A 2,575-nucleotide genomic window follows, 5' to 3' on the forward strand; every position below is an offset into this window, starting at 1 on the left:
GGTGGAATCGGTCAGGCTCGACGCGGTGGATCGCGGGCTGCTGCACGCCCTGCAGGTCGACGGGCGGGCGCCGTTCCGCCGGATCGGCGAGGTCCTCGACGTCTCCGATCGCACGGTCGCCCGCCGGTTCGCGCGGCTGCGGGCCGCGGGGCTGCTGCGGGTCACCGCCATCGCCGACCCGCGGCGCACCGGCGCCGCCGAATGGCTGATCCGGCTCGTCGTGCGTCCCGGGGCCGCGACGGCGGTGGCCCGCGCGCTGGCCCGCCGCGCGGATACCTCCTGGGTGACCGTGCTGTCCGGCGGCACCGAGGTGACGGCCATGGTCCGGGTCCCCGGCGCCGGGCCGCTCCCGCTCGACGCGCTGAGCGGGCACGCCGGCGTGGTCTCGGTCGCCGCGCAACGCATCCTGCGGCCGCTCACCGAGGCGCCCTGGCACGGCCGGGCCTCCACCCTGGACGCGGCGCAGGTCGGCGCGCTGACGGTGCCGGTGCTGGAGCGACCCGAGCCGCTGCCCGCGGCCGCGCTCGACCGTCATCTGTTCCCGGCGCTGGCGATGGACGGGCGCACCGACATCGCCCGTCTGGCCCGGCTGGCGGGGTGGTCCGAGTCCGCCGTGCGCCGCCGCCTGGAGGACCTGCGCAGGCACCGGGCGCTGCGGTTCGACGTCGAGATCGACGCGGGGGTCCTCGGTTTCGGCCTCCAGGCCCTGCTGTGGCTGACCGTCGCGCCCGCCGAACTGGCCGCCGTCGCGGCCGCGCTGGCGACCCATCGCGAGGTCGCGTTCGCCTGCGCGGTGACCGGCGCGGCCGATCTCGTCGCCATCGTCGTCTGCCGGGACGCGGGTGACCTGGTCGACTACGTCGCCGAGTGCCTCGGCGCACTGCCCGGCGTGGAACACGTGGAGTCGGCCCCGGTCACCGCGATCGTCAAACGCGCCGCGCCCGTTCTCTGAGCGCCCGGCGCACGCCGGAGGCACCGAACGGCGGATCCGACTGCGGCATGGTCATGGAGTGGGTTAGTCTCTGAAACAGATAGACAAAAAATTGACTGTAGAGGAGACGTCATGCACCCGTTCCGCGCAGCGGTGGAGGCACGCGACATGGACGCCGTGGCGGCCCTGCTGGCCGACGACGTCGTGTTCGCCAGCCCGGTCGCCTTCCAGCCCTACCCGGGCAAGGCGATCACCGCCGCGATCCTGCGCGCGGTCATCCGGGTGTTCGAGGACTTCCGGTACGTCCGCGAGATCGGCGGCGAGCGCGACCATGCGCTCGTCTTCGAGGCGACGATCGACGGCAAGCGGGTCACCGGCTGCGACTTCCTGCACGTCGACGAGGACGGCCGCATCGACGACTTCATGGTGATGGTGCGCCCGCTGTCGGCCGCGACCGCGCTCGCCGCCCGCATGGGCGAGCAGTTCGAGCGGATCAAGGCCGAGGCCGCCGCCGAACTCGCGGAGCGGGCCGGGGCGTGACCGGCCGGTTCCTGCGCTACGTCGCCCTCGGCGACTCGCAGACCGAGGGCCTCGGCGACGGCGACGACGTCACCGGCGTGCGCGGCCTCGCCGACCGGCTGGCCGAGCGGCTCGCGACCGTCGAACCCGCGCTGACCTACGCCAACCTGGCGGTCCGCGGCACGCTCGCCGGGCGCATCCGCGCCGAGCAACTCGCGCGGGCCCGTGCCCTGCGCCCGGACGTGGCGACGGTGATCGCCGGGGTCAACGACGTCCTGCGCCCCCGGTGCGATCTCGACGCGGTGGCGGGGCACGTCGAGGCGATGTTCGCCGGCCTGCGCGCCGACGGCACCGTCGTCGCCACGGTCACCTTCCCCGACATCGGCCGCATCACGCCCCTGGCCCGGCCGCTCGCGGGCCGTATCGCCGCGCTCAACGACCGGATCCGCGCCGCGGCCGGGCGGCACGGCGTCCTGGTCGCCGAGACCGCGGACCACCCCGTGGTCGCCGATCCGCGCCTGTGGAGCGCGGACCGCCTGCACGCGGGCCCGCTCGGCCACCAGCGCATCGCCGACGCCCTGGCCCAGGTCCTCGGCGTCCCGGGCGCGGGCGACGACTGGACCCGGCCCCTCGACCCCCTGCCCGCGCCGTCCCCGGCCGCCGCCGTCGGCGCCGAGATCCGTTGGCTGGCGACCTTCCTCGCGCCCTGGATCGGCCGCAGGCTGACCGGCCGCTCCTCCGCCGACGGCCGCACCGCCAAGCGACCCGAACTGCTGCCGGTCGCCGTCGCCGCCGAACCGTGAGCCTCGGCCCGGGGAGTCGGGGCCGGACCGCGCCCCGGCACGGGACGCGCGGGCTACCGTGGAGCGGTGCTCCCCTCCGAACCGGTGCGGCTGCGATCGACGCGGGGGCGGTGGATCCTGGTGGCCACCGTCCTCGGGTCGTCGGTCGCGTCGCTGGACGCGACGGTGGTCAACGTGGCGCTACCCCGCATCGGGGAATCGCTCGGCACGGGCGTGGCGGGGCTGCAGTGGACGGTCAACGGGTACACCCTGACCCTGGCCTCGTTCATCCTGCTCGGCGGCTCGCTGGGTGACCGGCTCGGGCGCCGCAAGGTGTTCGTGT

General features: G+C 75.5%; 4 protein-coding genes. All 4 read left to right on the top strand.

Translation table 11 applies throughout. From position 1 onward, the window contains the following. Positions 1-952 (top strand): AsnC family transcriptional regulator (locus tag ON36_RS14540; RefSeq protein ID WP_245558080.1); only part of this gene is annotated, 952 nt, incomplete at its 5' end. Between the two features lie 111 nt (positions 953-1,063). Beyond that, positions 1,064-1,471, top strand: a complete 408-nt coding sequence (locus tag ON36_RS14545; protein WP_043652786.1) for a nuclear transport factor 2 family protein — start codon at positions 1,064-1,066, stop codon at positions 1,469-1,471. Further along, complete coding sequence (locus ON36_RS14550) at positions 1,468-2,253, top strand: SGNH/GDSL hydrolase family protein (RefSeq protein ID WP_043652789.1); 786 nt, start codon at positions 1,468-1,470, stop codon at positions 2,251-2,253. The genes ON36_RS14545 and ON36_RS14550 overlap by 4 nt, the downstream gene beginning before the upstream one ends. A gap of 66 nt (positions 2,254-2,319) precedes the next feature. Then, positions 2,320-2,575 (top strand): MFS transporter (locus ON36_RS14555; protein WP_157224878.1); only part of this gene is annotated, 256 nt, incomplete at its 3' end.

The sequence above is a fragment of the Nocardia thailandica NBRC 100428 genome (genome assembly GCF_000308795.1).
Classification (GTDB): Bacteria; Actinomycetota; Actinomycetes; order Mycobacteriales; family Mycobacteriaceae; genus Nocardia; species Nocardia thailandica.